Raw genomic sequence first — 2522 nt, forward strand, 5'->3', positions numbered from 1 at the left:
TTTCCCTATACCCCATGACCGACGATTTCGTCGGTGTCATTCTTGGCGCGCTCGGTGCGCTCGATCCCTGGCGCGACAAGCTCAGGATCGAGACCGACGACATCTCGACCTTGCTGGTCGGGCCGCCCGAAGTGCTGTTTCCCGCCATGCGCGACCTCTTCGTGGCGGCGGCACGCAGCGGCAAACATTGCGTGTTGTCGGCCACCATCTCGCGCGGGTGCCCTGGCGAGCCGGATGATCCGATCTGCCGCTCCGATGCACTTGGCGGGCCTGTTGGGCCACTCGGCCCGCGCAAGGATGCGGCCATCGCGGCGGTGCGCAATGCTGCTGCCACCGGCCAGCCGGCGGCGGCGCAGTTCTCGCTCTATGTGATGGGCACCGACGACCACATGGACGAGATCTACGGCTGCATCGATTTTCTCAAGCAGTCCGGCGTCTATGAGCGTTCCAAGCATTTCTGCACGAAACTGCGCGGTGATGCCGGTGCGATCTTTTCGGCGCTGGACGAGGCCTTCTGCCGCTTCGGACCAGGCGCCGGCCACGTAACCCTCGACGTCACGGTCTCGGCCAACAGCCCGTCGGCTGTCTGAGCCAGCCGCGCTTTCGCGCTGCCGTCAAAGGTTATCTCCCGTGGCCACATCATCAGTCGCTTCGCGCCCGATCGCGAGCCTTCTTGTCAAGGCAATGCCGGCCATGATCTCGGTCGGTTTGCTCCTGCTGGCGTGGGAGCTTTATGCCACCTATTCCGGCATCAGGCCGACGACACTGCCGGCGCCGTCGCGCGTTTTCGAGCAAGCGCTGCTCAATCGCCAGGCGCTGGCCGACAACGCCATTCCGACCATCGGCGCCACGCTGCTCGGCTTTGCCTGTTCGCTCAGCGCTGCCTTCGTGCTGTCAACGCTGGTCGACTTCTTCCAGCCGCTGCGGCGTGCGATGTTTCCTGTCTTAATCGTCAGCCAGACCTTGCCGCTGGTGGCGATCGCGCCGCTGGTGGTGCTCTGGTTCGGCTTCGGGCTGGCGCCCAAGATCATGCTGGTGGCGCTGGTTACCTTCTTTCCGATGCTGGTTGCGTTGGTCGAGGGTTATGAGTCGACCGAGGCCGAGATCGGGCAAATGCTGCGCGCCATGGGGGCAGGGCGCTGGCGCATCTTCGTGCTGGCACGGCTGCCTTCGGCGCTGCCCTATTTCTTCGCTGGTTTGAGGATCTCCATCACCTACGCCGTGGTCGGCGCGATCTTCGCCGAATATGCGGGGGCCGCGAAGGGGCTGGGCATCTACATGCTCAACGCCAAGAACAATTTCCGTCCTGACCTGGTTCTTGCCGCCGTCGGAGTGAGTGCCGCGCTGACACTTGTCCTGTTCGGGTTGACTGTACTGCTGCAGCGCCTCGCGATGCCCTGGGAGCGGGCCGGCAAGGAAACCGCCGGGAAGGGGGCCTGGCGATGAACCGGCTCGAGCTGCGGCATGTGCGCAAGGCGTTCGGTGGGCTCGACGTGCTGGCCGATATTTCGCTTAGCGTCGGCGCTGGTGAATTCGTCTCGATCCTTGGACCCTCGGGCGCCGGCAAATCGACACTCTTCCAGCTCCTGACCGGCGCCGAGCATGGCGAGGGCGAGATGTTGTTCGACGGCGCGCCGCTCGACGACCACGGCAGGCATTTCGCCTTCATGCCGCAGCGTGACGCGCTGATGCCGTGGCGGCGCATCCTCGAAAACGCGACGCTCGGGCTCGAAGTGCAAGGCATGAGGAGACAGGCGGCGCGGGCGCGCGTTGCGCCGTTGTTTGCCGAATTCGGGCTTGCCGGCTTCGAGCGGCATTTTCCAGCGCAACTGTCCGGCGGTATGCGCCAGCGCGCGGCCTTGCTGCGCACGGTGGTGCAGCAACGCGACATGCTTTTGCTCGACGAGCCGTTCGGCGCTCTCGACGCGCTGACCCGCACGGCCATGCAGCGCTGGCTGGAACAGATGTGGCGGCATCATCGCTGGACGGCGCTCCTGATCACCCATGACGTGCGCGAAGCCGTGTTCCTGTCCGACCGCATCTATGTGCTGTCGGCGCGCCCGGCCCGCATCGTGCGTGAAATCAAGGTGCCGCTGCCGCGCCCGCGCAGCCTTGGCGGCGATGCCGCGCGCCAGGCAAGTACGCTCGAGGCCGAGATTCTCGACATCATCCTCAACGCCACCCCATCCAAAGGACACGATCATGACTGACTTGACGCGCCGGCAGGCGTTGTTGCTGACCCTTGCCACAGGCCTTCCGCTCGTTGCCGGATCGGGGCGAGCCCAAGCACAATCGGCACAAAAGGTCACCGTTGCCCTCGACTGGACTGTCAACACCAACCACATCGGACTGTTCGTCGCCCGCGACAAGGGCTTCTATCGCGAGGCCGGGCTCGAGGTCGACATCCTGCCTTACAGCGATACCGGTGCGGGCACGCTGGTTGCAAATCGCGTCGCCGATTTCGGCATCAACGGCACCATCAGCCTGTTCACCCAGAGAACCGCCGGAGCGGACCTGAAGGG

4 protein-coding genes are annotated in these 2522 nt (G+C 64.9%); all 4 read left to right on the forward strand.

Going from position 1 to position 2522, the window contains the following annotated elements; translation table 11 throughout:
• On the forward strand, positions 1–590 hold a 590-nt coding region (locus EN750_RS28835), incomplete at its 5' end, for a Ykof family thiamine-binding protein (RefSeq protein WP_245482841.1).
• Positions 591–693: 103 nt separating this feature from the next.
• Positions 694–1446: an ABC transporter permease gene (locus EN750_RS28840; RefSeq protein ID WP_127398784.1), complete on the forward strand. Its 753-nt coding sequence runs from the start codon at positions 694–696 to the stop codon at positions 1444–1446.
• Positions 1443–2210 (forward strand): ABC transporter ATP-binding protein, encoded by a 768-nt coding sequence (locus EN750_RS28845; protein ID WP_127398783.1) that lies wholly within the window; start codon positions 1443–1445, stop codon positions 2208–2210. Before EN750_RS28840 ends, EN750_RS28845 begins: the two co-directional genes overlap by 4 nt.
• The coding region (locus EN750_RS28850; RefSeq protein WP_145968005.1) for an ABC transporter substrate-binding protein at positions 2203–2522 on the forward strand (320 nt) is incomplete at its 3' end. The genes EN750_RS28845 and EN750_RS28850, both read left to right, overlap by 8 nt.

This window comes from Mesorhizobium sp. M7A.F.Ca.ET.027.03.2.1, from assembly GCF_003999175.1.
Lineage (GTDB): Bacteria > Pseudomonadota > Alphaproteobacteria > Rhizobiales > Rhizobiaceae > Mesorhizobium.

What these genes read in the sequence shown, in the direction of transcription:
- EN750_RS28845 (WP_127398783.1), top strand. Translation starts at nt 1,443, where the DNA reads ATGAACCGGCTCGAGCTGCGGCATGTGCGCAAGGCGTTCGGTGGGCTC.
- EN750_RS28840 (WP_127398784.1), top strand. Translation starts at nt 694, where the DNA reads ATGATCTCGGTCGGTTTGCTCCTGCTGGCGTGGGAGCTTTATGCCACC.